This window comes from Pseudonocardia alni, from assembly GCF_002813375.1.
Taxonomy (GTDB): Bacteria; Actinomycetota; Actinomycetes; order Mycobacteriales; family Pseudonocardiaceae; genus Pseudonocardia; species Pseudonocardia alni.
This window is the reverse complement of record NZ_PHUJ01000003.1, coordinates 836,369-862,878: the sequence shown is the minus strand read 5'-3', so window position 1 is coordinate 862,878 and position 26,510 is coordinate 836,369. Positions and strand designations below refer to the sequence as shown.

The 26,510-nt window shown below is 76.0% G+C and carries 23 protein-coding genes; 12 read left to right on the top strand and 11 right to left on the bottom strand.

What is annotated here, in order from left to right:
• Positions 1-79: 79 nt before the first annotated feature.
• Both ATL51_RS05170 and ATL51_RS05165 read right to left on the bottom strand, forming a co-directional pair.
• A complete protein-coding gene (locus tag ATL51_RS05170) occupies positions 80-727 on the bottom strand; it encodes a hypothetical protein (protein WP_100877834.1) in 648 nt (215 codons plus the stop codon).
• 54 nt (positions 728-781) lie between these two features.
• Positions 782-1,168: a YchJ family protein gene (locus tag ATL51_RS05165; RefSeq protein ID WP_073574971.1), complete on the bottom strand. Its 387-nt coding sequence runs from the start codon at positions 1,166-1,168 to the stop codon at positions 782-784.
• A 100-nt stretch (positions 1,169-1,268) separates the two neighbouring features.
• On the opposite strand from ATL51_RS05165, the gene cobT reads away from it, so the two are divergent.
• The 4 genes from cobT (at position 1,269) to ATL51_RS05145 (ending at position 5,756) form a co-directional block, all read left to right on the top strand.
• Complete coding sequence (gene cobT, locus ATL51_RS29665; RefSeq protein WP_208622922.1) at positions 1,269-2,987, top strand: nicotinate-nucleotide--dimethylbenzimidazole phosphoribosyltransferase; 1,719 nt, start codon at positions 1,269-1,271, stop codon at positions 2,985-2,987.
• Positions 2,980-4,191 (top strand): precorrin-6y C5,15-methyltransferase (decarboxylating) subunit CbiE, encoded by a 1,212-nt coding sequence (gene cbiE / locus ATL51_RS05155; RefSeq protein WP_100877832.1) that lies wholly within the window; start codon positions 2,980-2,982, stop codon positions 4,189-4,191. The genes cobT and cbiE overlap by 8 nt, the downstream gene beginning before the upstream one ends.
• Positions 4,192-4,201: 10 nt before the next feature.
• Positions 4,202-4,945 (top strand): precorrin-4 C(11)-methyltransferase, encoded by a 744-nt coding sequence (cobM, locus tag ATL51_RS05150; protein WP_073574968.1) that lies wholly within the window; start codon positions 4,202-4,204, stop codon positions 4,943-4,945.
• 133 nt (positions 4,946-5,078) lie between these two features.
• Positions 5,079-5,756: a cutinase family protein gene (locus ATL51_RS05145; RefSeq protein WP_157818227.1), complete on the top strand. Its 678-nt coding sequence runs from the start codon at positions 5,079-5,081 to the stop codon at positions 5,754-5,756.
• A gap of 7 nt (positions 5,757-5,763) precedes the next feature.
• Here ATL51_RS05145 and zwf read toward each other — a convergent pair whose 3' ends face one another.
• Both zwf and galK read right to left on the bottom strand, forming a co-directional pair.
• Complete coding sequence (zwf, locus tag ATL51_RS05140) at positions 5,764-7,281, bottom strand: glucose-6-phosphate dehydrogenase (RefSeq protein ID WP_208622921.1); 1,518 nt, start codon at positions 7,279-7,281, stop codon at positions 5,764-5,766.
• Between the two features lie 116 nt (positions 7,282-7,397).
• Positions 7,398-8,534: a galactokinase gene (gene galK / locus ATL51_RS05135; RefSeq protein WP_100877829.1), complete on the bottom strand. Its 1,137-nt coding sequence runs from the start codon at positions 8,532-8,534 to the stop codon at positions 7,398-7,400.
• 135 nt (positions 8,535-8,669) lie between these two features.
• Here galK and ATL51_RS05130 point away from each other — a divergent pair, with 135 nt between their 5' ends.
• Positions 8,670-9,407: a GNAT family N-acetyltransferase gene (locus ATL51_RS05130; protein WP_253067599.1), complete on the top strand. Its 738-nt coding sequence runs from the start codon at positions 8,670-8,672 to the stop codon at positions 9,405-9,407.
• 5 nt (positions 9,408-9,412) lie between these two features.
• Here the strand turns inward: ATL51_RS05130 and ATL51_RS05125 are convergent, their stop codons facing one another.
• A complete protein-coding gene (locus ATL51_RS05125) occupies positions 9,413-10,591 on the bottom strand; it encodes an ROK family transcriptional regulator (RefSeq protein WP_100877827.1) in 1,179 nt (392 codons plus the stop codon).
• A 139-nt stretch (positions 10,592-10,730) separates the two neighbouring features.
• Here ATL51_RS05125 and edd point away from each other — a divergent pair, with 139 nt between their 5' ends.
• The 3 genes from edd to nhaA all read left to right on the top strand — a co-directional run bounded on the left by edd (position 10,731) and on the right by nhaA (position 14,854).
• A complete protein-coding gene (gene edd / locus ATL51_RS05120; RefSeq protein WP_100877826.1) occupies positions 10,731-12,572 on the top strand; it encodes a phosphogluconate dehydratase in 1,842 nt (613 codons plus the stop codon).
• A gap of 37 nt (positions 12,573-12,609) precedes the next feature.
• Positions 12,610-13,227: a bifunctional 4-hydroxy-2-oxoglutarate aldolase/2-dehydro-3-deoxy-phosphogluconate aldolase gene (eda, locus tag ATL51_RS05115; RefSeq protein WP_100877825.1), complete on the top strand. Its 618-nt coding sequence runs from the start codon at positions 12,610-12,612 to the stop codon at positions 13,225-13,227.
• 313 nt (positions 13,228-13,540) lie between these two features.
• Positions 13,541-14,854 carry a Na+/H+ antiporter NhaA gene (nhaA, locus tag ATL51_RS05110; protein WP_073574960.1) on the top strand — a complete coding sequence of 438 codons (1,314 nt, stop codon included), beginning with the start codon at positions 13,541-13,543 and terminating at the stop codon, positions 14,852-14,854.
• An 8-nt stretch (positions 14,855-14,862) separates the two neighbouring features.
• Here nhaA and ATL51_RS05105 read toward each other — a convergent pair whose 3' ends face one another.
• Positions 14,863-15,090, bottom strand: a complete 228-nt coding sequence (locus ATL51_RS05105; RefSeq protein WP_139282747.1) for a hypothetical protein — start codon at positions 15,088-15,090, stop codon at positions 14,863-14,865.
• Entirely contained in the window at positions 15,087-15,269 is a 183-nt protein-coding gene (locus tag ATL51_RS05100; protein WP_062394822.1) for a hypothetical protein, read from the bottom strand. Before ATL51_RS05100 ends, ATL51_RS05105 begins: the two co-directional genes overlap by 4 nt.
• Before the next feature lie 223 nt (positions 15,270-15,492).
• Between ATL51_RS05100 and ATL51_RS05095 the strand changes: the two genes are divergently transcribed.
• The 4 genes from ATL51_RS05095 to ATL51_RS05080 all read left to right on the top strand — a co-directional run bounded on the left by ATL51_RS05095 (position 15,493) and on the right by ATL51_RS05080 (position 21,898).
• The gene (locus tag ATL51_RS05095; protein ID WP_073574958.1) at positions 15,493-16,719 is read left to right on the top strand and encodes a metallophosphoesterase family protein; all 1,227 of its coding nucleotides are present in this window, start codon (positions 15,493-15,495) and stop codon (positions 16,717-16,719) included.
• Complete coding sequence (locus ATL51_RS05090) at positions 16,716-20,258, top strand: AAA family ATPase (RefSeq protein WP_100877824.1); 3,543 nt, start codon at positions 16,716-16,718, stop codon at positions 20,256-20,258. The genes ATL51_RS05095 and ATL51_RS05090 overlap by 4 nt, the downstream gene beginning before the upstream one ends.
• A gap of 27 nt (positions 20,259-20,285) precedes the next feature.
• On the top strand, positions 20,286-21,218 hold the full coding sequence (locus ATL51_RS05085; RefSeq protein WP_100877823.1) for an aldose 1-epimerase family protein: 933 nt from the start codon (positions 20,286-20,288) through the stop codon (positions 21,216-21,218).
• A gap of 80 nt (positions 21,219-21,298) precedes the next feature.
• Positions 21,299-21,898, top strand: coding sequence for a malonic semialdehyde reductase (locus ATL51_RS05080; RefSeq protein WP_073574955.1), 600 nt, complete (start codon positions 21,299-21,301; stop codon positions 21,896-21,898).
• Positions 21,899-21,959: 61 nt separating this feature from the next.
• Here the strand turns inward: ATL51_RS05080 and ATL51_RS05075 are convergent, their stop codons facing one another.
• From ATL51_RS05075 to ATL51_RS05060, 4 genes are read right to left on the bottom strand one after another with little or no spacing between them, the layout of a single operon-like run.
• Complete coding sequence (locus tag ATL51_RS05075; RefSeq protein ID WP_100877822.1) at positions 21,960-23,069, bottom strand: serine hydrolase domain-containing protein; 1,110 nt, start codon at positions 23,067-23,069, stop codon at positions 21,960-21,962.
• A gap of 8 nt (positions 23,070-23,077) precedes the next feature.
• Positions 23,078-24,673, bottom strand: a complete 1,596-nt coding sequence (locus ATL51_RS05070) for an ATP-binding cassette domain-containing protein (RefSeq protein WP_100877821.1) — start codon at positions 24,671-24,673, stop codon at positions 23,078-23,080.
• Complete coding sequence (locus tag ATL51_RS05065) at positions 24,670-25,551, bottom strand: ABC transporter permease (protein ID WP_224402555.1); 882 nt, start codon at positions 25,549-25,551, stop codon at positions 24,670-24,672. Before ATL51_RS05065 ends, ATL51_RS05070 begins: the two co-directional genes overlap by 4 nt.
• Entirely contained in the window at positions 25,548-26,507 is a 960-nt protein-coding gene (locus tag ATL51_RS05060) for an ABC transporter permease (RefSeq protein ID WP_100880492.1), read from the bottom strand. The genes ATL51_RS05065 and ATL51_RS05060 overlap by 4 nt, the downstream gene beginning before the upstream one ends.
• Positions 26,508-26,510: the final 3 nt, after the last annotated feature.

The window sequence follows — 26,510 nt, the reverse complement described above, 5'->3', positions numbered from 1 at the left end:
AGTATAATCGAACACATGTTCGATACAAGTTCGGTCGCCGCAGGTGGAGGGCCGTTCGCCGTCCCCGGTATCCCGGACCTCAGCTCCGGGCGGCGTCGCGGGCCACCGCGTCGGCCAGCCGCGCTGCCACGGCGGAGGCACCGATCGGCTCGGCCTGGGCGTTCACGACCGTCACGTCATCGCGCCCCGAGGTGTAGTGGCGCCCCGTCCAGCGCACCCCACGCGGTGTCCGCAGCTCCCGGACGTTGCCGGTGCCGTACGTGTCGACGAGGCGCTTCAATCCCATCGCGTCGGCCGTTCCGGGCATCTCGACCGCGGCGACGGCCACCACCACCCGCGCGCCACCCTCCCGCACCTCGAACGACGCCCGGCCGACCCCGACACACGGGGTCCCGACGAAGAAGTCGCGCACGCGACCGTAGGACACGGACCCGCAGTCGGTCCGGACGTCGCCGTCGAGGCGATGCACCTCCCGCCCCGCGCGGGACAGCCGTCGTGCCGTCCCGTCCTGGCTGCGGTTCTTCGCCCGGACGCTCCGCGAGGCCGATGCGCCGGACCCCGAGGAGCCTGCCGCGGCCGACGAACCCGACCCGGCGACCCCGCCGGCGGCGCCGCCGCCCAGGCCGCCGCCGGACACGGCGAGCCATAGGGCCAGCAGCAACGCGCCGACGCCCGTGCTCGCCTTCACGAACCGCCCGTCCGGGCCGCGCTCCTTGTGCCGTGCCAACCGTCCCCCACCCGTGAGTCCACGCGGAGTCGTCGCCGGGGGACGGGGTGTTACCTACTCCACGTCCCCGTCGACGTAGAACCACCGACCGTCCTCCCGGACGAACCGGCTGCGCTCGGCCAGCACCCCGTCCGTCCGATGGGCCCGGAACTCGACGGTCCCGTCGGTGGAGAACATCGTCCCGCCCGAGCGCGCCACGATCTCCAGCCCCGTCCACACCGACCCCGGCTCCAGCCGCAGCCGTCGCGGCCGCGTCGACGGGTGCCACGACGCCAGCAGGTACGCACGGTCGCCCCGCACGAAGGCGGTGTAGCGGCTGCGCATCAGCGCCTCCGCCGTGGCGGCGGGGCGCCCGGCGAGCACGGGGGCGCAGCAGGTGTCCTCGGGGCGGCCGGTACCGCAGGGGCAGAGCACGGTCGTCGAGCATGCCCCATCCGGCATGTGAGGTGCCCGACCGACCCGAAGGGACAGTTGACCACCTCTACGGACGTGTGGTCGTCTCATCCGTCGCCGAGCCGTGTACCGCAGGAGGAATGCCGACGTGACGGACTTCTACGACGTCCTGCACTCCCGCCGCGACGTCCGCACCGGCTTCCGGCCCGACCCGGTCGACGACGAGGTCCTCACCCGCGTCCTGCAGGCCGCGCACGCCGCCCCGAGCGTCGGGTTCTCCCAGCCCTGGGACTTCGTCCTGGTCCGCGACGCGGGCGTCCGCGAGCGCGTGCACGCCCTCGTCTCCGCCCAGCGCGACCGCTACGCCGCGTCGCTGCCCGCCGCCCGCGCCGAGGCGCTGCGCGCGATCCGGGTGGAGGCGATCCGCGAGACCCCGCTGAACGTCGTCGTGACCGCCGACGCCACCCGCGGCGGCCGGCACACCCTCGGCCGCCACGAACGCCCCGAGATGGGTCCGTACTCCGCCGCCCTCGCGGTGCAGAACCTGTGGCTGGCCGGCCGCGCCGAGGGCCTCGGGGTCGGCTGGGTGTCGTTCTTCGGCGACGACGGCCTCACCGAGCTCGGCGCGCTGCTCGGGCTGCCCGCGCACGTCGAGGTCGTCGCCTACCTGTGCGTCGGCCATGTCGACGCCTTCCCCGACCGGCCCGAGCTGGAACAGCACGGCTGGGCCCGGCGGCGCCCGCTGGACTGGGCGGTGCACCAGGACACCTGGGGCGCCCGCGGGCTGCCCGGCGCCGCGCCCACCGCCCTGCTGGAGTCCACCGTGGACGCCGTCGCGCCGGTCGACGGGGTCGCCCTGGCCGCGGCCCGCGACCGGCTCGACCGGATGACCAAGCCGCGTGGCGCGCTCGGCCGGGTGGAGGACGTGGCCGTCGCGCTCGCCGGGATCGCCGGGGCCGAAGTGCCGCCGGTGCCGTCCCCGGCCGCGGTCGCGATCTTCGCCGGCGACCACGGCGTGCACGCCCAGGGCGTCACCCCGTGGCCGCAGGAGGTCACCGCACAGATGGTCGCGAACTTCACCGCGGGCGGTGCGGTGGTGAACGCGTTCGCCCGCCAGCTCGGGGCGGAGGTCCTCGTCGTCGACGTCGGGGTGGCCGCCGGGCTCGATCCGGTGCCCGGCCTGCTGCCCCGCAAGGTCGCCCGCGGCACCGCCGACATGACCACCGGCCCGGCCATGACCCGCGAGCAGGCCCGCGCCGCGCTCGAGCACGGCATCGAGGTCGCCCGCGACCTGGTCGCCGCCGGGAACCGCTGCCTGCTCACCGGGGACATGGGCATCGCCAACACCACCGCCGCGGCCGCGCTGGTGTGCGCGTTCACCGGCGCCGACCCGGCCGTCGCGACCGGGCGCGGCACCGGCGTCGACGACGAGACCCTGGCCCGCAAGGCCGACGTCGTGCGCCGCGCCCTGGAGCTGCACCGGCCCGACCCGGCCGACCCGCTCGGGGTGCTCACCGCCGTCGGCGGGCTGGAGCACGCGGGGCTGGCCGGGTTCGTCCTGGGCGCCGCCGCGCTGCGCGTCCCGGTGGTGCTCGACGGCGTCATCGCCGGCTCCGCCGCCCTGGTCGCCGCCGCGTTCGCGCCGGACGTCGTCGGCTACTGCCTGGGCGGGCACCGCTCCGCCGAGCCGGGCGGCGCGCTCGCTCTGGACCACCTCGGCCTCGCGCCGCTGCTGGAGCTCGACATGCGCCTCGGCGAGGGCACCGGCGCGCTGCTCGCGCTGCCGGTGCTGCAGGGCGCGGCGCGGGCGATGGCCGACGTCGCCACCTTCGACGCCGCCGGGGTCACGGACAAGACCGGTGGGTGACCCGCTCACCGTCGTCGGGATCGGCGCCGACGGCTGGGCCGGGCTGCCGGAGACCCACCGCGACGCGCTGCGCGACGCCGAGGTGCTGCTCGGCGGGTCCCGCCAGCTCGACCTGCTGCCCGCCGACGTGGCGGGGGAGCGGTGGGCGTGGCCGTCGCCGCTGGTCCCGGCGTTGCCGGGGATCCTCGACTCCCTCGCCGACCGGCGCGTCGCGGTGCTCGCCTCCGGCGACCCGATGTTCTTCGGGATCGGCGCCACGCTCGCCCGCGTCGCCGGGCCGGACCGGCTGCGGGTGCTGACCCACCCGTCCTCGGTGGCGCTGGCCTGCGCCCGGCTGGGCTGGGGTTCGGAGCACGTGGCGGTGCTGAGCGTCGTCGGCCGCCCGCTCGACGCGCTGCGCCGGGCGCTGGCCCCGGGCGCCCGGCTGGTCGTGCTCTCGGCCGGAGCCGGGTCACCCGCCGAGATCGCCGGGCTGCTCGCCGGCGCCGGATGGGGCGACTCGCGGATGACGGTGCTGGAGCGGCTCGGCGCGCCCGACGAGCGCCGGGTGTCCGCCACCGCCGCGGCCTGGCGGGGCGAGGCGGACGCGCTGAACGTCGTCGCGCTCGAGTGCGTCCCCGACACCGGGCTCGTCCCGCCGGGGGAGACGCCCGGCCTGCCCGACGACACCTACGACCACGACGGTCAGCTCACCAAGCGCGAGGTCCGCGCCGTCACCCTCGCCCACCTCGCGCCCCGCGCGGGGGAGCTGCTGTGGGACATCGGCGCCGGGTCCGGGTCGATCGGCATCGAGTGGATGCGGGCGCACCCGCGGTGCCGCGCGATCGCCGTCGAGACCCGCCCCGAGCGCGCCGACCGGGTCGCCGCCAACGCCGCGGCGCTCGGTGTCCCCGGCCTGCGGGTGGTGACCGGTCCCGCGCCGGACGTACTGGCCGGGCTGGAACGGCCCGACGTCGTGTTCGTCGGCGGCGGGCTGACCCGCGAGGGCGTCCTCGACGCCTGCCTGGCCGCGCTGGGCCCGGGCGGTCGCCTGGTCGCCAACGCGGTCACCGTCCAGACCGAGGCGGCCCTGGCCGCCGCCCACGCCGCACACGGCGGGGACCTCGTACGGGTGCAGGTCGCCCGCGCCGTCCCCGTCGGCGGCTTCCACGGATGGCGCCCCGCCATGCCCGTGACCCTGTGGAGCTGGAGGAACGTTCTGTGAGGACCGAGCTGTGACGGTGCACTTCATCGGGGCCGGACCCGGTGCGGTCGACCTGCTGACGCTGCGGGCCCGCGACCTCATCGCGGCCGCGCCGGTCTGCCTCTACGCGGGCAGCCTGGTGCCGCCGGAGATGCTGGAGATCTGCCCGCCCGGCGCTCGCACCGTCGACACCGCGCTGATGACCCTCGACGAGATTCTCGACGAGATGGTGCGCGCGCACCGGCACGGGCTCGACGTCGCCCGCCTCGCCTCGGGGGACCCGTCGGTGTTCTCGGCGATGGCCGAGCAGATGCGCCGCCTGGAGACCGAGGGCGTGCCCTACGACGTGTGCCCCGGAGTCCCCGCCTACGCGGCGGCGGCCGCGGCGCTGGGCCGCGAGCTCACCGTCCCCACGGTCGCCCAGACCGTCACCCTCACCCGGATCGCCGCGCGCGCGACCCCGATGCCGGAGAACGAGGGACTCGACAAGCTGGGCGCCGCCGGCGGCACCGTGGTGCTGCACCTGGCCGTGCACCGGATCGCCGAGGTCGTCGACGCCCTGGCCCCCTCCTACGGCGGCGACTGCCCGGCCGCGGTGGTGGCACACGCGTCGCGTGCACACGAGATCGTGCTGCGCGGGACCCTGGAGCAGATGCCCAAGGCCGTCGACGAGGCCGGGATCCAGCGCACCGCCGTGATCATCGTCGGGGAGGCGCTGGCGGCCCGGCACTTCCCGGACTCGCACCTCTACAGCTCGGACCGCTGCCGGAGCTGAGGCCCGACCGTTCGCCCTCCGCTCGCCGCGCGAAGCCGGGATCTCGGCGCGCAAAGATCATCCGATGCGTCTGCGCATGGCCCACTTGATACGCCCGATCGGTGGATCGGATCCGTGTAGGAAGGGGAAAGCCGTGCACATCGGGAGTGTCGTCACCGTGATCGCGGCCGTGGCCGGCATCGCGCTGGCGGGCGTCGTCGCCGCCCCCACGGCGGGCGCCGCACCCGCCCCGCCGAGCGGGTGCCCACAGATCGAGACGATCGCCGTACGCGGCAGCACCGAGGCCCAGGGCGGCGGCAGCATCGCCGGTCCGCTGGCGTCGTCGATCCGGTCACGGTCGACGCAGACCGTCCGGACCCATGACCTGGTCTACCCGGCGACGCTGAGCAACTACGCGAGCAGCGTGCGCCAGGGGGTGTCCGCGCTGCGCAGCCGCCTGTCGTCGACGTCGTCGCAGTGCCCGTCCACCCGGTTCGTGCTGATCGGGTACCCGCAGGGCGCCCAGGTCGTCGGGGACACCCTGGCCGGCGGTGGCGTCCCCGGAGCCGACCGCATCCCGGCGGTGGTGCTGTTCGGCGACCCGACGTTCAACGGCCGTGAGAGCTACAACACCGGCAGCTACTCCGCGGCCCGCAACGGCGTGTTCCCGCGCTCCCGCGGCGCGCTGTCGGCCTACGCCTCGTCGATCCGCTCCTACTGCAACGCCACCGACAACTTCTGCCAGCGCGGGGCGAGCGGCGGCGGCCACTACCGCTACGCGAGCGACCGGACCGCCGCCACCACGTTCGCCCTGGGGCGGATCGGGGGCTGAACCCGGCTCAGTAGTCCTCGTGCCAGGCCCGGCCGTCGCGCTCGATCAGCGCGGTGGCCGAGGCCGGGCCGTGACTGCCCGCGGAGTAGGGGCGGGGCCGCTGGTCGGTGGCCTCCCAGGTCCGCAGGATCGGCTCGGCCCAGCGCCACGCGGCCTCGATCTCGTCGCGGCGCATGAACAGCGTCGGGTTGCCGCGCAGCACGTCCATGAGCAGCCGCTCGTAGGCGTCGGGCAGCCGGTCGCCGAAGGTGCGGGCGAAGCTCAGGTCCAGCGGCGCCGGGATCGGGCGGATGCCGCCGGGGCCGGGCTGCTTGGCCGTCATGTGCAGGCGGACGCCCTCGTCGGGCTGCAGCCGCAGGACGAGCCGGTTGGCCGGGATCTCCTCGCCGAACGCCGGGAAGATCGAGTGCGGGACCGGCTTGAACTGCACCACGATCTCCGACGCGTGCGTCGCCAGTCGCTTGCCGGTGCGCAGGTAGAACGGCACCCCGGCCCAGCGCCAGTTGGCGACCTCGGCGCGCAGCGCCACGAAGGTCTCGGTGGAGGACCGCTCCCGCTCCCGCGGGGTCCCGGCGCGGGACTCGGCCAGCTCGGTGGCGTAGCCGGGCACGGCGGTGCCGTCGACGAGGCCCTCGGCGTACTGCCCGCGCACGGTGTCGCGTACGACGTCCGGGCCGTCGAGCGGCCGCAGCGACTGCAGGACCTTGAGCTTCTCGTCGCGCACGCCCTCGCCGTCGATCTTGGCCGGCGGCTCCATCGCGACCAGGCACAGCAGCTGCAGCAGGTGGTTCTGCACCATGTCGCGCAGCGCGCCGGAGCCGTCGTAGTAGTCGGCGCGGTTCCCGACGCCGATCGACTCGGCGACGGTGATCTGCACGTGGTCGATCTGCGAGGCGTTCCACAGCGGCTCGAACAGGGAGTTGCCGAAGCGCAGGACCAGCAGGTTCTGCACCGTCTCCTTCCCGAGGTAGTGGTCGATCCGGTAGATCTGCTCCTCGGCGAAGACCGAGCCGACCTCGTCGTTGATCGCCTGCGCCGAGGCCAGGTCGGTGCCCAGCGGCTTCTCCAGCACGACGCGGGTGCGGTCGTCGACGATGCCGGCGGCCGCGCTGCCGACGCAGATCCGCCCGAACAGCTGCGGGGCGGAGGCGAGGTAGAGCACCCGGGTGCGCCTCGGGGAGGGTGCCCCGATCAGCTCCGACAGCAGCGACCAGTCGTCGTCGGCGACGTCGAGGGTCACGTGGTGCAGCCGGTCCAGGAAGCGGTGGTGCTGCGCGTCGTCGGCGCAGGCGTCGGGGCCGGCCCAGCGCGGCGCGGTGCGCCGCAGCTCGGAGTCGACCTTGTCGCGGTAGCCGGGGTCGTCGAGCCCGGATCGGGACACGGCGACGATGCGGGTGTCGTCGGCGAGCTGGCCGTCGCGGTCGCGGAGGTAGAGCGCGGGCAGCAGCTTGCGCATCGCGAGATCGCCGGTGCCGCCGAACACGACGACGTCGGCGGGGTCCATGACGGGAAGGGGGTGCGGCACGAGCCGTCTCCTCGGTAAGCGAACGGGTGCGGGTCGAGCGGTGCCAGGGCCCGCGTGACGGGCACTTCCGTACTGTACCGATTCCGTTCCGCTCGCGAAAGGCGGAAGGGCCTCGGTCAGGCCAGCCGGCCCGCCCCGTCCGACGGCGTGCCCGGGAACACGACCGGCTCGGCCCAGCCGCGCTGCGCGAAGGCCTCCCGCACCGAGGCGGTGACCGCGGCCGTCCCGTCGGCCTCGACCAGCGCGATCACGCAGCCGCCGAAGCCGCCGCCGGTCATCCGCGCCCCGGTCGCGCCGCCGTCGCGGGCCGCCTCGACGGCCACGTCGACGTGCGGGACGGTGATCTCGAAGTCGTCGCGCATCGAGGTGTGCGAGGCGTCGAGCAGCGGCCCGATCGCCCGCGGGTCCGCGCCGCCCGACAGCAGCCGCACGGTCTCGACGACCCGGGCGTTCTCGGTCACGATGTGCCGGGCCCGGCGCCGGATCCGCTCGTCGGCGATCCGGGGCAGGTCGTCCGGGCCCGCGTCCCGCAGGGCCGGGACGCCGAGGGCGGCGGCCGCGGCCTCGCAGTCGGCGCGCCGGGCGCCGTACTCGCCCGAGGCGTGCGCGTGCGGCGCCCGGGTGTCGACGACCAGCAGCTCCAGGTCGTGCGCCGGCAGGTCGAAGGGGACCAGCTCGACGGTGTCGCCGCGGGTGTCGAGGAACACCAGCCGGCCGGCGCGCCCGTGCATCGAGGCCATCTGGTCCATGCCGCCCGTGGGGGCGCCGACGAACTCGTTCTCCGCGCGCCGCGCGATCCGGGCCAGCGTGGTCGGGTCGACGTCGGCCCCGGCGAGCCCGGCGAGCGCGACGCCGACCGCGCACTCCACCGCCGCCGACGACGACAGCCCGGCCCCGACCGGCACGTCGGAGTCCAGCTCCAGCTCCACCTCGCCCACCGGGTAGCCGGCCTCGCGGAACGCCCAGCAGGTCCCGGCCACGTAGGCCGCCCAGCCGGGCACCTCGCCGGGCACCACGGAGGCCGCGGAGAACTCCACCGGGGCGCCCGGCTCCTGCACCGACCGGACCCGGCTGCGGCCCCCGGCCGCGGGCGCCGCGGCGACGACGGCCCGGTGCGGCAGCGCGAAGGGCAGCACGAAGCCGTCGTTGTAGTCGGTGTGCTCGCCGATCAGGTTGACCCGCCCGGGGGCGAACCAGACCCCGGTCGGGGCCGCCCCGTGACGGGTGGCGAAGGCGTCGGCGACGGTGGACATGGCAGCTCCGGACGTACTGGTGCGTGGTCGGTGGCATGGTCGGGACGGATCCCGCGGCAGGTGGCGGCCGGGGGCGCGGGCACGGTAGCCGACCCCTGCGCCGGGTGGCCGGGGCGCCGGGGCACGATGACGGCCGTGCCCGACGCCCCCGACCGCCTCGACACCGCCCTGACCGACCCGGTGGCCTCCGCCCTGCGCGGGCGGCTGGCCGGCTTCGGCGCGACCCGCGGTGCCGCGGCGCGCTTCGACCCGGAGGTGTCGCCCTTCGCGGCGCTCCCGCTCGACGCCGACGGGCACGGCAGCGCCGGGGACTGGGCCGACCTCGCGGCGCTCTGCGCGCCGGGCAGCGAGGTCGTGGTGGTGCGCGCCGCCGCCGGGCCGCCGCGGATCCCGGCGGGCTGGGAGCTGCTGCGCGCGTTCCCCGGGGTGCAGATGGACGGCGGCGCGGTGCCGGGTGCGGCCGCGGACGACCTCGTCGAGCTGGGACCGTCGGACCGGGCGGAGATGGCGGAGCTGACCGGCCGTACCCGGCCCGGGCCCTGGCTGGCGCGCACCGCCGAGCTGGGCCGCTACCTCGGCGTCCGCCACGACGGCCGGCTGGTCGCGATGGCGGGGGAGCGCATGCGCATCGGCGGCGACGGCGCCGCCGGGGCGACCGAGATCAGCGCTGTCTGCACCGCCCCGGAGTTCCGGGGCCGGGGGCTGGCCCGTCGCCTGGTCGACGCCGTCGCCGCCGGGATCGTCGCCCGCGGCGAGCGCCCGGTGCTGCACGCGGCCGCGGACAACCGCGGCGCGATCCGGCTCTACGAGGCGATGGGGTTCACGCTGTCGCGCACGATGCGGTTCGACCTGCTCCGCGCGCCGCACCGCTGAGCGGCTCAGGCCGACAGGGCGGTGTCGACGGAGCCGGGGGAGAGCACCTCGTCGAGCACCAGGATCGCGCAGCCCATCACGCCCGACCGCCCGCTGAGCAGTCCCGGCTCGATGCGCAGGTTCTGGGTGGCCGCGGCCATCGAGCGCCGGTAGATCGCCTCCCGCACGCCCGCGACGAGTGGGTCGAACGCCCCGACCAGGTCCCCGCCGATCGCGACCAGCGCGGGGTTGACCAGGTTCACCGCGGCGGCGAGGACCTCGCCGAGCCGGCGCCCGGCGATGCGCACCAGCCGCACCGCGTCCGGGTCGCCCTGTTTGACCAGGGCGACGACGTCGGCGATCGCGGTGACCGGTTGCCCGCACTCGGCGAGGTCGCGCACCAGGGCGCGGCCCGAGGCCAGCACCTCCAGGCAGTCGATGTTTCCGCAGCCGCAGCCGATGCCCGGCCCGTCGTGGACCGGGGTGTGCCCGATCTCGCCGGCCGCGCCCCAGGCGCCGCGCTGCAGCACCCCGCCGCAGACGAGCCCGGCGCCGACCCCGGAGCCGATCTTGACCATCAGCAGGTCGTCGACGTCGGGGTGGGCGTCGTGCTCGGCCAGGGCCATGACGTTCACGTCGTTGTCGACCAGCACCGGGGCGGGGAAGCGGGCGGTGAGCAGCGGCGGCAGCGCGATCCGCTCCCAGCCGGGCAGCGCGGGGACACCCACCGACCAGCCGCGCGCGCCGTCGACGGTGCCGGGGATCGACAACCCGATGCCGCGGATCGTGGCGTCGTCGACCCCGGCGGTGAGCAGCAGCTTCTCCAGCCGGATGACCGCCTCGGAGAGCAGGTGCTCCGGCCCGGCGGAGGCGGGGATGTCCACGACCTCCTCGGCGAGCACGGCGCCGGACAGGTCGCACACGGCGGCCTTGGACCGGCTGACGCCGACCGACAGCGCCAGCACGGTGCCGCCCGCGGCGTTGAACTCCAGGCGCGCGGCGGGCCGTCCGCCGGTCGCGGCGGCGCCGACCACCTCGGTGACCAGGCCGTCGGCGAGCAGCCGGTCGACGCGCGCGGCGACCGCGGTCCGGGACAGGCCGGTCTCGCGACCGATCTCGGTCCGGGTCCCGGCCACGCCGTCCCGGACCAGCCGGAAGATCTCGCCCGCCGTGGCGGGCGCGCTGGTCGGGGTGCGTCCTCGCATTCGTCCAGTGAACCACAGGGCTTCGACCTGGTGAAACGCTGATCGGGTCTCACTAACGTCTTGTGAGTACATAAGTCAGTCGGTAGAGTGCTTATCGAACGGTTCGCCACGCACCCCACCACCTGGAGATCGACGTACCGTGACCGCTTCCGTGCCGCTGCACCCCGTCGTCGACGCCGTCACCCGACGGGTGACCGCCCGCTCGGCCACCACCCGCGCCGCCTACCTCGAGCGCATCCGCGCGGCCGCCGCCGCGGGGCCCGCCGCCGGCCCCGGCCGCGCCGACCTCGGCTGCGCCAACCTCGCCCACGCGGTCGCCGCGTGCGGGCCGGACAAGCTGACCCTCACCGCGTCGCCCGCCCGCAACATCGGCATCGTCACCGCCTACAACGACATGCTCTCGGCCCACCAGCCGTTCGAGACCTACCCCGGGCGGATCAAGGCCGCGGCCCGTGCCGCGGGCGGGATCGCCCAGGTCGCCGGCGGGGTCCCGGCCATGTGCGACGGCATCACCCAGGGCCGCGCCGGCATGGAGCTGTCGCTGTTCTCCCGCGATGTCATCGCTTTGTCCACCGCCGTCGCGCTGAGCCACGACATGTTCGACGCCGCGGTGCTGCTCGGGGTCTGCGACAAGATCGTCCCCGGGCTGGTGATGGGCGCGCTGTCGTTCGGGCACCTGCCGGTGCTGCTCGCACCCGCCGGTCCGATGACCTCGGGCCTGCCGAACAAGGAGAAGGCCCGCGTCCGGCAGGCGTTCGCCGCGGGCGAGGCCGACCGCGCCGAGCTGCTCGAGGCGGAGTCGGCCAGCTACCACGGCCCGGGGACATGCACCTTCTTCGGCACCGCGAACTCCAACCAGCTGCTGATGGAGGTCATGGGCCTGCAGCTGCCGGGGTCGTCGTTCGTCAACCCCGGCACCGCGCTGCGCGACGCCCTGACCGACGAGGTCGCCCGCCGCGCGCTCGACGCCGCGGGTGACCCGGACAAGGCGATGGGTGCGGTCGTCGACGAGAAGGCCGTGGTCAACGGGATCGTCGCGCTGCTGGCCACCGGCGGATCCACCAACCACACGATGCACCTGGTCGCGATGGCCGCCGCCGCGGGCGTGCAGATCACCTGGGACGACTTCTCGGACCTGTCCACCGTCGTGCCGCTGCTGGCCCGGATCTACCCCAACGGCACGGCGGACGTGAACCACTTCCACGCCGCCGGCGGGATGCAGTTACTCATCCGCGAGCTGCTCGACCACGGCCTGGCCCACGACGACGTCCGCACGGTCGACGGTCCCGGCCTGTCCCGCTACACCCGCGAGCCCTTCCTCGACGGGGACACCCTCGTGTGGCGTGAGGGCACCACGGAGAGCCTGGACAAGTCGGTGCTGCGTTCGGTCGCCGACCCGTTCTCCCCGGACGGCGGGCTGCGCGTGCTGCACGGCAACCTGGGCCGCTCGGTGGTCAAGACCTCCGCCGTCGAGCCCGACCACCGCGTCGTCGAGGCACCGGCCGTGGTCTTCGACGACCAGGACGACCTGCTGGCCGCGTTCGCCGCGGGCGAGCTCGACGGGCGTGACCTGGTCGCCGTCGTCCGGTACCAGGGACCGCGCGCCAACGGTATGCCCGAGCTGCACAAGCTGACACCCGCGCTGGGGCTGCTGCAGGACCGCGGGCACCAGGTCGCGATCGTCACCGACGGCCGCATGTCCGGCGCCTCGGGCAAGGTTCCCGCCGCGCTGCACGTCACCCCGGAGGCCGCGCAGGGCGGACCGCTGCAGAACGTGCGCGACGGCGACCTGGTACGCCTGGACACCCTGAACGGCACCCTGTCCCTGCTGGTCGACGCCGACGAGGTCGACGCCCGCGAGCCCGCCCGGCCCGCCGGCCCGTCCGGCCCGACGACGGGCACCGGACGTGAGCTGTTCGCGGCGTTCCGCGCCGCGGTCGGACCCGCCGACACCGGTGCGACCGTCGTCCTGCCCCACTGAGGGACCGGTTGAGAGACCGTCCCGTCCGAGAGGAACCATGAGCGAGAAGCTGCTGGAGCTGGCCCCCGTCGTCCCCGTCGTCGTGCTGCACGACGCCGCGACGGCCGTCCCGCTCGCCCGTGCCCTGGTGGACGGCGGGCTGCCGGTCATCGAGGTGACCCTGCGGACCCCGGCCGCGCTCGAGGCCGTCCGCCGGATCGCGGCCGAGGTGCCCGACGCCGTCGTCGGCACCGGGACCGTCCGCACCCCCGACGACGTCCGCGCCTCGGTCGACGCGGGCGCCCGCTTCCTGGTCAGCCCCGGTGCGACGCCGCGGCTGCTCGACGCGATGGAGGACTCCGGGCTGGACTTCCTCCCCGGTACCGCGACGATCTCGGAGATGATGGCCGTCGCCGAGCGCGGCCACACCGCCTGCAAGTTCTTCCCCGCCGAGGCCGCGGGCGGGCGCCCGTTCCTGGCATCGGTCGCCGGGCCGCTGCCGGACCTGCGGTTCTGCCCGACCGGTGGGATCACCGTCGACTCGGCACCGGGCTACCTGGCGCTGCCCAACGTCTCCTGTGTCGGGGGCTCCTGGCTCACCCCGGCCGACGCCGTCGCCGCGGGGGAGTTCGACCGGATCCGCGGTCTCGCCGCGGCCGCCGCCGCGCTGGGCTGACGGCGCGGGCCCACGAGCACGGCCCTGGCCGCCGCCACGGCCAGCAGGAGGTAGACCAGGATCAGCACCCACCCGGCGATGTCGCTCATCGCGTCATCGTGCGCCCGCGGCGACACCGACGGGCCGGGTCCTGACGCGATCCTGATGCCCGGGGACGGCACGAGGGGGCCGCCCCCGGGCATCCGGTGCGGGGGTGGCGAGCGCCTCGAACGGGCTGACGCGGGGGCCCGGGACCGTTAAGGTCTCGTGCGGTGTGCCGGGAAGTCTGGTCGGCGAGCGCTGTCCCCTGCCCTCCCGACCTTCCCGGAGCCCCGTGAACACCACCCCCGCCTCCCGTCGCCTGTTCTCCCGCGGCTCGTGGGCGCAGGCCCGTCGCGTCGCCGACGTGCTGCGCACCGAGACCGTCGGGGGCGTCCTGCTCGTCATCGCGGCCGCGGTCGCGCTGCTGTTCGCCAACTCGCCCTGGCGCGACGCCTACACCGCGCTCGCCGGGTTCACCGTCGGGCCCGCCGCGCTGCATCTGGACCTGTCGCTCGCGACCTGGGCCGCCGACGGTCTGCTCGCGATCTTCTTCTTCGTCGTCGGGCTGGAGCTCAAACGCGAGTTCCTGGCCGGGGACCTGCGCGACCCGCGCACGGCGTTGCTGCCGGTGGCGGCGGCCGTCGGCGGCATGGCGGTGCCCGCGCTGATCTATGTCGCGATCAACCTCGCGAACCCCGACGCGCTGGTCGGCTGGGCGATCCCGACAGCCACCGACATCGCGTTCGCGCTCGCGGTGCTCGCCGTCATCGGGACGCACCTGCCGACCGCGCTGCGGACCTTCCTGCTGACCCTCGCCGTCGTCGACGACCTGCTGGCCATCACGATCATCGCGGTCTTCTACACCGACCAGCTGTCGGTGCCCGCGCTGCTCGGTGCCCTCGTACCGCTCGCGCTGTTCACCCTCGCGGTGCAGCGCGGGATCCGTTCCTGGTGGGTGCTGCTGCCGCTCGCCGCGGTCACCTGGGTACTGGTCCACGAGTCGGGGGTGCACGCCACCGTCGCCGGGGTCCTGCTCGGGTTCGCGGTGCCGGTCCTGGGGCGTCGCCGGGTGCACGGGGTGTCGCTGTCGGAGCACTTCGAGCACCGCTGGCGCCCGTTGTCGGCCGGGTTCGCGGTACCGGTGTTCGCGTTCTTCGCCGCCGGGGTCACCGTCGTCGGTGGCGAGGGCGGGGGGATCGGCGGCGCCCTGCTCGACACCGTCACCCTCGGCATCGTCGCCGGCCTGGTGCTCGGCAAGACCGTCGGTGTGCTCGGCGCGACCTGGCTCGTGCAGCGGTTCACCCGGGCCCGGCTGTCCGACGACCTGTCCTGGTGGGACCTGCTCGGCCTCGCCCAGCTCGCCGGGATCGGGTTCACCGTGTCCCTGCTGGTCGGCGAGCTGGCCTTCGGGACCGGAACCCCGCAGGACGACCACGTCAAGATCGGTGTGCTGGCCGGTTCACTGCTCGCGGCCCTGCTCGCCACCGTGGTGTTGCGCGCCCGCAACGCCCACTACCGGCGGATCGAGCAGATCGAGACGCGTGACGCCGACGGTGACGGGGTGCCGGACGTCTACCAGGAGGGCGACCCCCACCGGGACGGGTGAGCGCCGGGTCAGCGGTGGTCGGCGCGGGCCGCGGCGTGCCGCACCGCGGCCGGTGACAGGCCACGACGCCCGCGGTCCCAGTCACCGGTGTCCGGGCGCACGCACGGCAGGGCGTGCACGAAGCTGCGGGCCGGTCCGCCGTCGGCCGCGGTGCCGCCGTGGGTGCACATCCGCAGCGGCTCGCGGGTCGGGTCGATCGGGTTGAGGCAGCGCTCGCACAGCGCGTCCCGGATCACGCGGCCCACCGCCCGGCCGGGACGACGGTGCCCGCGGGGACGCACGCCGCGACATGCACGACGGCCTCGCGCCAGGTCACCTCGCCGGCCGCGTCGGCCGACTCGATGTGGGACAACCGGTAGACGCGTTCGGTCGCGGCGTCGACGGGGGCGTAGCAGCGCTCGCAGAGCTGGATCATCGGGCTCGACCTCGCGGCTCTCTCTCGGGATCGGACGCCCAGGATCCACCCACGGGCCATCGTCCGGACACCGGAACGTGACCGGCACCGCTGTGTGGTCCGCCCCACGTGACCTGCGGTGTCGTCATCGGTGAGCGGGCGGGCGGTGTCGCGGCGGGGAACGGTGGGGGCCCCGTCCTAGACTCGGCGGTTCCCCGTACCCGACCGCTCCGGGAGTTCCTCCGTGCGCTTCGTGCACGCCGCCGACCTGCACCTCGACAGCCCGCTGCGCGGCCTGTCGCGGCTCGGCGACTCCGGGCTCGCCACGACGCTGCGCGCGGCGACCCGGCGGGCCTGCGAGAACCTCGTCGATGCGGTCGTCGACTCCCGGGCCGAGGCGCTCGTGCTGCCCGGTGACGTCTACGACGGCGACTGGAAGGACTACGCGACCGGCGCGTTCTTCGTCCGGCAGCTCTCGCGGCTGCACGACGAGGGCATCCCGGTGTTCCTCATCAGCGGCAACCACGACGCCGAGTCCGAGATCACCCGGTCGCTGCGGCTGCCGCCCAATACCCACCGGCTCTCGGTGGACGCGCCCGAGACCGTCGTCGACGACGACCTCGGCCTGGCCGTGCACGGCCAGGGCTTCGCCCGCCGCGCGGTGCTGGAGAACCTCGTCCCCGCCTACCCCGACCGGATCCCCGGCCTGGTCAACGTCGGCATGCTGCACACCTCGGTGCAGGGCGACGACCGACACGACACCTACGCCCCCTGCCGCCCCGAGGACCTGTCCGGCTGCGGCTACGAGTACTTCGCCCTCGGCCACGTGCACGAGCAGCGCGCCGTCTGCGACGGCCCGCACCCGGCCTGGTTCTCCGGGAACCTGCAGGGCCGCCACCCGCAGGAGCGCGGCGCGAAGGGCGCCCTGCTCGTCGACGCGGCCCCCGAGCGGTGGGCGACGGTCACCCCGCTGGTCCTCGACGTCGCCCGCTGGGAGCTCGTCGAGGTCGACATCGCCGGACTCGGCGGCGCGGACGAGGTCTACGAGGCCGTCGAGTCCGCGCTGCGCGAGCGGTGCGCCGCCGCCGCGCCGCGCACCGTCGTCGCCCAGGTGACGCTGCACGGGGCCGGGCCGGCCGCCGCGGACCTCACCTCCGCCGAGGGGGTCCGCACCGAGCTGGAGCTGCTCGCCGAGCGCTGCGGCGCGGTGCTGGAGAAGGTCCGCAACCGCACCCGCCCGCCCGCCGGGGCGCTCGCCGTCGACCCGGAGCTGACCGCCGCGGTGTCCGCCGCCGCGGCCGGTCTGGCCGCCGAGCCGGACCGCATCCGCGAGCTCGCCGCCCCGCTGGAACGCGAGGTCGGCCGCCGGCTGCGCGAGGCGGGACTGCTGGACCTGCGCGACGACGAGCGCCTCGCCGCGCTGGCCCGCCAGGCCGAGCAGCAGCTGCTGGCCCGGATGGCCGGGTCGTGAGCACGACCGCGCGGCTGCGGACCCTGGTCCTGGAGCGCTACGGCGCCTACGAGGGCCGCGAGCTGACCCTCGGCGACGGTCTGACGATCGTGTCCGGCCCCAACGAGGCCGGCAAGACCACCCTGCTCGACGCCCTGTCCGACCTGCTGTGGGGGATGCCCCGCCCGGTGCGCCACGCCTACGCCGTCGGCCCGTCGCGGCTGGCCGTCTCGGCCCGGGTCGCCGCTGCGGGGGCTGAGACCGTGCTCCGCCGCACCACCCGCGGCCTGCACGACGACACCGGCGCCGTCGCCGACCCGCCCTGGGGTGAGTCCGGTGCCGACGCCCGGCGCCGCTGGCGGGAGGGGTTCGGGCTCGGCCACGAGGAGCTGCGCGAGGGCGGCCGGGCACTGTGCGCGGGGGAGGGGGACCTCGCCGAGCTGGTGTTCACCGCCCGCAGCGGCCGCGACGCCCGCGCCCTGATCGCCGCGCTGGACACCGAGGCCGACGCCCTGTTCAAGGACCACCGGGGTAACCGGTCGGTCGAGGTGCGCGCGGCGTTCGCCCGGTTCACCGAGACCGAGAAGGCCGTGGGGGAGCGGGTGTCGCGGGCCGGTGAGGTGACGGCGCTGGCCGAGGAGATCGCCCGTCTGGAACGCCGCGCCGCGGAGCTGACCCGCACCCGTCGCGCGGCGGCGGGGGCGGCGGACCGGGCCCGGCAGGCCGTCCGCGGCCAGGACCCGGCCCGGGAGCTGGCCGCGCTGCGCGCCGAACGCGCCGCCCTGTGCGCGACCGGCGCCGCCCTCGACGCGGCCTCGCTGGAGGAGTACACCCGCGCCACCGCCGCGCTGGCCGACGCCGAGACCGCCCGCGACGAGCACCGTGCCACCGCCGACGCACTGCGGGCCCGCCGCGCCGAGCTCGACCTCGACGAGGACCTGCTCGCCGACGCCACCCGGGTCCGCGAGCTGGAGTCCGCCGCGCAGGCCCGCCGCGGCGACGCCGAGCGGGCGGCCCGGCTGCGCGCCGACGCCGCCGAGGCCCACCGCCGCGCGGAGACCGCGTTGGCCGGGCTGGTCGCCGAGGACGGGCGCAGTCCCGCCGACCGGCTCGCCGCCGTCCACCTGCCGGCCGACCGGGCCCGCGACCTCGACGAGCACGCCCGCCGCCTCACCGAGGCGATCGCGGAGCAGACCCGTGCGGAGCGGTTGCACACCGACTCGCTCGCCGAGGTCCGCGAGGTGGCCGACGTCCCGGGCGGTCTCGACGCCGACCGGGTCGGCCGGGTCGCCGAGGTCCGCCGCGCGATCGAGGCCGAGGGCTCCGCCGCCGCGCTGTGCCGCTCCGCCGTCGCCGACCGCGACGGCGCCCGCACCCGGCGCGCCGAGGCGCTCGCCGCGGCCGGGTACCGCGGCACCCCCGACGGCCCCGCCGTCGACGGTCGCGGTGTGCTGGCCCCGCCGCGCCGCGAGGTCCGGGAGCTGCGGGCCGCGCTGCGCACCGCCGAGCAGGACCAGCGCGGCGCCGAGCGGGCCGCCGCGGACGCCGCGGACCGCGCGCACCGCGCCCGGGCCGCCCGCGACGGGGTGGCCGCCGACGGCCGCCCGGTCGGCGCGGACGCGCTCGCCGCGGCCCGCGCCGCCCGTGACACCGCGCTGGAGCAGCTGCTCGCCGCGGGGCCGGGCGGCGCCGCCGCGGCCGCGGGCAGGCTGTCCGCCGCGCTCGCCGGGGCCGACCGGGTCGCCGACGACATGATCGCCTCCGCGGACCGGGTCGCCGAACTGGCCCACCGCGACGCCGAGCTCGACACCGCCGACGCCGAGGCCGCCCGGACCGCGGCCGCCGCTGCTGCGGCCGGGGAGCGCACCGCCGCCGCCGGCACGGCCTGGGCGACGCTGTGGCGGGCGCACGGCGTCGCCGTCCCGGACCCGGACGACGCCGACGCCGTCGTCGCCGCGCTGGCCGAGGCCGCCCGCGCCGAGGACGACGCCGCCCGCGCCGACGAGCGCCTGGCCCGGCTGCGCGACCAGGCCGAGGTACAGGAACGGGCGCTGGGCTCCGCGCTCGCCGCGGCCGGGCGCCCACGCGACGGCGCCCCGCTGGACGTGCTGCTCGTCGCGGCCGCCGACCTCGCCACCGAGGCCGAGCACGCCCGCGACCGTCGGGTGCTGCTGGCCCGGCTGCGCAGCGAGGCCGAACGCGCCGGAGGAGCGGCCGACGCCGCCCGCCACGAACGGGAGCTGGCCGCCCAGCGCTGGCGGTTCGCGCTGCGCGGCGCCGGGCTGCCCACCGACCTCGAGCCCGCGGGCTGGGACACCCGCCGCGACACCGTCGCCGACGCCCGCACCGCGGGGGCGCTCGCCCGTCAGGACGACGAACAGGCCCGCCGCCTGGAGCGCGCCGTCGCCGCGCACGGGCGGGCGGTCGTCGCGCTGGTGGAGCGGCACCTGGAGCCCGCACCGACCGGTACCGCGTCCGCGGACCGGCTCGGCGAGCTCGCCGACCGCGTCCGCGAGGTCACCAAGGCCGCGGTGTCGGCCGGCCATCTCGACGACGGCATCACCGCCGCCGAGGACGACGCCGCCCGTGCCGCCCGCAGCGCGGCCGCGGCGACCGCGGTGCTGGACCGGCTCGCCGTCGAGCTGGCGCTGACCGAGGCCCCGGAGCCGGGCGGGCTGGAGGCCGCGGTGCAGCGGGGCGCGCACGTCGCCGGGCTCGACACCCGCATCGCCGAGCAGGAGCGCCTGCTGGCCGCCGCCGCGCCCGACCTCGACGCCGACGAACTGGTCGCGGCGGCCCCGGACACCGAGCCCGGTGCGCTGACCGAGGCGCTGGACCGGGCGCAGGCCCACGAGCGCGAGCTCGGGGCCGAGCAGGACGAGGTCCGTGAGCAGCTGGGCGGGCTGCGGGCCCGACGCCGCGAGCTGGAGGAGGCCGAGGGTGCCGCGGAGCTGTACGCCCGCGCCCAGTCCGAGCTGGCCGGCGTCGCCGACGCCGCGGAGCGCTACCTGGTGCTGCACCTGCAGCGCGAGATCCTGCGTCGCGAGCTGGAGGCCTACGAGCGCAGCCACGCCTCCCCGCTGCTGGTCCGCGCCGGGGTGGTGCTCGAACGCCTCACCGGCGGCCGGTTCGTCGCGCTGCGGCCCCCGGCCGAGGCGGGCGGCACCGGACGCAGCCTGGTCGCGGTGCGCGCCGACGGCGAGGAGCTCGCCCCGACCCGGCTCTCGGAGGGCACCGCCGACCAGGTGCACCTCGCGCTGCGCCTGGCCGGGATCGAGCAGCTGCAGGCCGACCGGGTCGCCGCCGGGCTGCCGACGGTGCCGGTCGTGTTCGACGACGTCCTCATGACCTTCGACGACGAGCGCGGCGCCGCCGCCGTCGCCGTGCTGGGGGAGCTGGCCGCCACCGCGCAGGTGCTGCTGTTCACCCACCACGAGCACGTCGTCGGGCTCGCCCGCGACGCGGGTGTCGAGTTCACCGTCGCCGAGCTGGGGCCGCCCGCCCCGGTCGAGGTCGTCGGCGACGCCGACACCGCCCGCGCCACCCCGCTGGCCGGCTGAGCGGAGCGATCACGGAGACTCACCGACGTGGACGCGTGCGGTGAACGGTTCGTGATCGTCAGCGGCGACTCCCGGGCCGAGGTCGACGAGGTCGGGGCGGCGCTGGCCGGTTTCTCCCAGGGCGGCCGGGTCCGGGTCGAGCCGCACCCGCCCACGGCCCGCCCGCCGAAGGGCTCCGGCGCGGTGCTCGCGCCCTGGCCGAACCGGGTCCGCGGCGGCGCCTGGACCCACCGCGGGACCCGCAGGCAGCTCGCGTTGACCGAGCCGGACGCCGGCAACGCCATCCACGGCCTGCTGCGGCACGTGACCTGGACCCCGGTGGAGCGGGCGGGGGACCGGATCACGCTGACCGCCGTCGCGCCGGTGCAGCCCGGCTGGCCGCAGCCGGTGCGGGTCACGGTGACCTACGCCGTCGGCCGCGACGGGCTCACCGTCACCACGGTCGTGGAGAACCTCGGGGACGCGCCCGTCCCGTTCGGCCTCGGCTTCCACCCGTACCTGCGGGTCGGTGACGTGCCGACCGACGAGCTGGAGCTGACCCTGTCCGCCCGGACCGAGCTGCCGCTGCGCGACCAGCTCCCGGACGGCCCGGCGCGGCCGCTGGACGGCGCGGTCTCCCGGACCCGGCTCGCCGGGCTGGTCCTGGACAGCGCGTTCGGTGGCTGCACCCCCGGCGACGGCCCGGACGGCGGCGCCGACGGCCGGGTCCGGCACCGCGTCGGGTCCCGGGACGGCGGCGGCACCGAGCTGTGGGCCGACGCGGCGTTCGGCTGGGTGCAGGTCTTCACCCCGTCGGACTTCCCGCGCCAGGGCCCGGACGGAGCGGTGACGCCGTCGCGGGCGATCGCGGTCGAGCCGATGACCTGCCCGCCGGACGCGCTGAACTCGGGCACCGACCTGATCGAGCTCGTCCCCGGCGAGTCCCAGGTGCTGCGCTGGGGCGTCCACGCCACCGGGTGATCCGGATCATCGCCGGGAGCGGAATACCGGAGAGGTCGTTGAACGCTCTACCTTCTGTGACTGCCGAGACCGCTTCCCCGGTGCTCCTGCCCCGCCTCGACGAGGCCGGCCGCGCCGCCCTGTTCACCGAGGCCCGCACCGCCAACACCTTCACCGACGAGCCCGTCACCGACGAGACGCTCCGCGCGGTGTGGGACCTGGCCCAGTGGCCGCCGACCGCGGCCAACACCCAGCCGCTGCGCGTGACCTTCGTCCGCAGCGACGAGGGGAAGCAGCGCCTGCTGCCGCTGCTCGCCGAGGGCAACCGGGCCAAGTCCGAGGCCGCCCCGGTCATCGCGATCCTGGCCGCGGACCTCGACTTCCACGAGCACTCGGACACCACGTTCCCGGTCAAGCCCGGCTTCCGCGAGGGCCTGGAGTCCCAGGGCCGTGAGGGCCGCGAGCCGATGGCGCGGTTCAACGCCTCGCTGCAGATCGGCTACGTCCTGCTCGCCGCCCGCGCGCACGGTCTCGCCACCGGCCCGATGGCCGGCTTCGACGCCGACGCCGTCACCGGGGAGTTCTTCCCCGGCGGCCGGCACCGCGCGCTGCTCGTGGTCAACCTGGGCCACCCCGGCCCGGACGCCTGGCACCCGCGGCTGCCCCGCCTCGACGCCGCGGACGTGCTCGACTTCGCCTGAGCGCGCCACGACCGCACCGACGGGCGCGTCCGCACAGCGGGCGCCCCGTCGGCGTCGGAGCTCACCCGCAGGTCTGCAGCGCCGCCAGCAGGCTCGACGCCCGGTCGTCGACGTCCTCGGCGCGCATCTCGTTGGTGAGGAAGGAGAACCCGAGCCCCCGCTCGGGCCAGGCACCGTGCCGCCCGCCGCCCGCGCCGGAGTGGCCGAACGCGACCGGCTCGGGTCCGTAGGTCCCGATCGGGTCGGCGAGCTCGAAGCCGAGGCCGAACCGCAGCGGCCGGTCGTTGACCGCGTCGGTCCCCTCCGACCAGGTCCGGGTGGCCCGGGCCAGCGCCGCGGCCGGTACCGGGGAGACCCCCGGTGCCGGGCCCGACGGGCACAGCGCCGCGTAGAACCGGGCCATCGACGGGGCGCTCGCCAGGCCGGCCCCGGCCAGACCGCCGGACCGGTGGTAGACGCTCGTGTTCGGCAGGTCCGGCTCCTCGAGCAGCATCCGGTACATCCGTTCGACGAGTCGTCGACGCCGCGGGTCGGTGAGGAACGTCGAGATCCGGTAGTCCGGGTCGCGCACGATCCGCGCCGGTCCCGGCGGGGCCGCACCCAGGAACACCCGGGCACCGGGGACCTGCGCGACCAGGTCGCGCACGACCGCACGGGGGTCCCGCCCGGTGACCCGCGCCAGCAGCTCCGCGGTCATCGCCCCGTAGGTCGTCGGGTGGTAGGCGACCGCCGTGCCCGGCTCCCACAGCGGCTCCTGCCGGGCGAGCACCGCGGCGCACGCCCGGTCGTCCCACCGGTCGGCCCCGACCGGCTCGGGGTCGGGGTACAGCAGCCCGGCGGTGTGCGAGAGCACCTGGCCGACGGTCACGCGCTCCTTGCCGCCCGCAGCGAACTCCGGCCAGTACCGGGCCACCGGAGCGTCCGGCTCCAGCCGGTCGGACACCGCCGCGCAGGCGGCCGCGGTCAGACCCTTGGTGCCGGAGAACAGCACCGCGACCGTGTCCGCCTCCCAGGGCCGTCCGGTGGCCGGGTCGGCGAGCCCGCCGTGCAGCTCGACGAGCACCTCCCCGTCGCGGACCACCGAGAACGCGACGCCGGCACGGCTCCCGGCGAGCACCGCGGCGAAGGCGTCCGCGACGGCGGAGTACCCGGGCGCGACGGTGCCCTTCATCCCTCCGCTCATCGGACCGCCGCCATCGACGGCGTGTGCGCCAGCAGCTCGCGGGTGTAGTCGTTCGCGGGGTTCGACAGGACCTCCTCGACGGTGCCCTGCTCGACGATCCGGCCGCCCTGCAGCACCGCGATCCGGTCGGCCACCTCGCGGGCCAGGGCGATGTTGTGGGTCACGAACACCATCGCCGTGCCCAGCTCGCGGCGGACCAGGGCGAGCAGGTCCAGGATCGCGGCCTGCACCGACACGTCCAGCGCCGAGGTGACCTCGTCGCACACCAGCACGTCCGGTGCGGTGACCAGGGCCCGCGCGATGGCCGCACGCTGTCGCTCGCCGCCCGAGAGCGACCCCGGGTAGCGCGCCGCGAACGACTCGTCGAGCCGTACCTGGCGCAGCATGTCCAGGACCCGGGCCCGGCGGGTGCCGGCGTCGGCGTCGGTGAGGTGGCGCAGCGGAACCTCCAGCGACCCGGCCAGGGTCCGGCGCGGGTTCAGCGACGCGAACGGGCTCTGGAACACGTACTGCACGCTGCGCAGCTGGGCGTGGGACCGCGGGGTGGCCAGCTCCTCGCCCTTGAGCGTCAGCGTCCCCGAGTCCAGCGGCAGCAGCCCGGACAGCCCGCGGGCCAGCGTGGTCTTCCCCGAGCCGGACTCGCCCAGCAGCATCAGGCACTCGCCCGGCCACAGTTCCAGGTCCACCCCGTCGAGGACGGTGGTCGCGCCGAAGCGCTTCCCGGCGCCGGACACCCGCAGCACCGGCTCGCCGGCCGCGTCGCCGCTCGGGACCGGTGCCCGCTCGACACGCCGGTCCAGGTCGGGCACCGCGGCGATCAGGCCCCGCGTGTACGGGTGCTCGGGTGCGGTGAGCACCCGGGCCACCGGCCCGGTCTCGACGACCTCCCCGGACTGCATGACCGCCACCCGGTCCGCCAGCCCGGCGACGACGGCGAGGTCGTGGGTGATGTAGAGCGCCGCCGTCGCCGAGCGGGTCACCAGCTCCCGCACGGTGTCCAGGACGAGGTCCTGGGTGGTGACGTCGAGCCCGGTCGTCGGCTCGTCGAGCACGACGACGTCGGGCCGGTTCGCGAACGCGGCCGCGATCCCGACCCGCTGTTGCTGCCCGCCCGAGAGCTGGTGCGGGTAGCGGGCCAGGAACGCGTCGTCGTCGGGCAGGCCGACCTCGGCGAGGACCTCCCGGACCCGGACGGTGACGTCACCGTCCCAGGAGTGCGCCTCCAGCACCTCGGCGACCTGGGTGCCGACCCGCAGCAACGGGTTCAGCGACAGCGCCGGGTCCTGCGGCACGTAGCTGACCAGCCGGCCGCGGACCCCGCGCAGCGTGACCTGGTCGAGGGTGAGCAGGTCGTCGTGGGTCTCGGTGTGGCCGTGGAACGCCATCGTGCCGCCGGTGTGCGCGAGCCCGGTCCGGAAGTGGCCGAGCGCGGCCAGTGCCGCCGTCGTCTTCCCGGAGCCGGACTCGCCGACCAGCGCGAGGATCTCACCCGGGGCGACCGCGTAGTCGACACCGTGCAGCACCTCCCGCCCGCCGGTGGTGGACACGCGCAGGCCCGTGCAGCCGATCGTGGGTGTCGCGGTGGCGGTCATGCGCCCTCCCCGGTGGTGTCGGCCGACTCCTTGGCGAGGGCGTCGGTGATCATGTTGGTGCCGACGGTGAGGACCGCGATGGCCAGCACCGGCAGCAGGACGCCCCAGGGGGCGACGATCAGCGCGATCCGGTTCTCATTGATCTGCAGACCCCAGTCCGCGGCCGGCGGCTGCACGCCGAGACCGAGGAACGACAGCGAGGCGATGTAGCCGATCGAGTAGGTCAACCGCAGGCCCAGCTCCACCATCAGCGGGCCGGTGATGTTCGGCAGGATCTCGGTGCCGAGGATCCGGCGGCGCGGGACGCCGTACATCCGGGCGGCCAGCACGTAGTCCTGCCCGGCGACCGACAGCGTGGCCTGCCGCGCGACCCGGGCCACCCGGGGGATGTGCGAGATCCCGATGACCAGCACCAGCAGCCAGCCGGACGAGCCGAGCACGGCCACCGCGAGCAGCGCCAGCACCAGCTGCGGGAACGACAGCAGCACGTCGCCGCCCCGCATGATCAGGGTGTCGAGCCGGCCGCCGGAGTATCCGGCCAGCATGCCGGCGACCGCACCGCCGACCAGGCCCAGCGCGGTCGCGGCGAGCGCGTAGAGCAGGACCGGCCCACCACCCGCGAGGAAGCGGGCGACCACGTCGCGCCCGAGGTCGTCGGTGCCGAGAACCCCGTCCGAGCTGAACGGGCGGCCGGCGAAGTCGTCGACGCCGAAGCCGGTCAGCAGAGGGCCGAGCGTCGGCCCGAGCAGGGCGACGGCGACGACGACCAGGGTCAGCGCTGCGCCGATCCGGGCCTGGCGGCGCCGGAAGGTGCGCCGGACGAGTCCGGCCGGTGCGGACGCGGCGCCGGAGGTGACGGGGGGACTGGTGACGCTCATCGGATACCTCCGGCGGTACGGATCCGCGGGTCGGCCAGGATCCCGGCGACGTCGGCGGCCAGGTTGACCACGACGTAGAACGCGGCGATCAGCATCGAGATCGCCTGGACCACCTGCACGTCGCGGTTGTTGACGGCGTCGATCAGCGCCTGCCCGATGCCGGGGTAGCGGAACAGGAACTCGACGACCACGACGCCGCCGGCCAGCCACGCCAGCTGCAGTGCCAGCACCTGCGCGACCGGCCCGATCGTGTGCGGGACGGCGTGGCGCAGCAGCACCGTGCGCTCGGGCAGCCCCTTGAGCCGGGCCATCTCGACGAACCCGGTGTCGAAGGTCTCCGACAGCGTCGCCCGGGTCATCCGGACGACGTAGGGGATCACGACCAGCGCCAGGGTCAGCACCGGCAGCACGAGCTGCCCGGGGCGGGCCCACACGGGCTCGCCGGGGCGGGCGATCGTGACCGACGGCAGGACCTGCAGCACCGAGGTCGCGAACAGCACGACGAGCAGCACGCCGATGACGAACTCGGGCAGGGCGGCCAGCACCAGGCTGGTGCCCGACAGCGCCGAGTCGGTGCGGGTGCCGCGGCGGACCGCGGCCCAGGCGCCCAGCGCCAGCGCGACCGGGGTGGCGACGAGCGCGGTCAGCACGAGCAGCACCCCGGACGCCGCGATCCGGCCGCCGAGCAGCTCGGTGACCGGTCCCTGGGTGGCCGCGGAGTAGCCGAGGTCGCCGGTGAGGACGCCGCCCAGCCAGCCGAGGTAGCGCTCCCAGACCGGCCGGTCCAGGCCCAGCTGCTGGGTCAGCGCCGCGACCCGTTCCGGGGTGGCCTGCTGGCCGAGGATGGCGCGCGCCGGGTCGCCGGGCAGCAGCAGCGTCGCCGCGAAGACCAGCAGCGACACCACGAACAGGACCAGGACGCTCACCAGCAGCCGCCGGAGGATCATTCTCGTCACGAG